This is a genomic window from Adlercreutzia sp. DFI.6.23, assembly GCF_024462535.1.
GTDB classification, from domain to species: domain Bacteria; phylum Actinomycetota; class Coriobacteriia; order Coriobacteriales; family Eggerthellaceae; genus Adlercreutzia; species Adlercreutzia rubneri.
Map to the genome: position 1 here is coordinate 1 of NZ_JANGBP010000245.1, position 380 is coordinate 380.

The following is a 380-nucleotide window of genomic DNA, read 5'->3' on the forward strand; positions in this document are numbered from 1 at the left end:
GTTCGAACGGAGAGTTTGATCCTGGCTCAGGATGAACGCTGGCGGCGTGCTTAACACATGCAAGTCGAACGATTAAGACGGCTTCGGCCGTGTATAGAGTGGCGAACGGGTGAGTAACACGTGACCAACCTGCCCCGCGCTCCGGGACAACCGCTGGAAACGGCGGCTAATACCGGATGCTCCGGGGAGGCCCCATGGCCTCCCCGGGAAAGCCTTAACGGCGCGGGATGGGGTCGCGGCCCATTAGGTAGACGGCGGGGTAACGGCCCACCGTGCCCGCGATGGGTAGCCGGACTGAGAGGTCGACCGGCCACATTGGGACTGAGATACGGCCCAGACTCCTACGGGAGGCAGCAGTGGGGAATTTTGCGCAATGGGGG

1 rRNA gene is annotated in these 380 nt (G+C 63.2%); it reads left to right on the forward strand.

The annotated features are described in order from the left end of the window. Positions 1–3: 3 nt before the first annotated feature. Positions 4–380, forward strand: a 16S ribosomal RNA gene (locus tag NE591_RS13210); the annotation flags it as partial.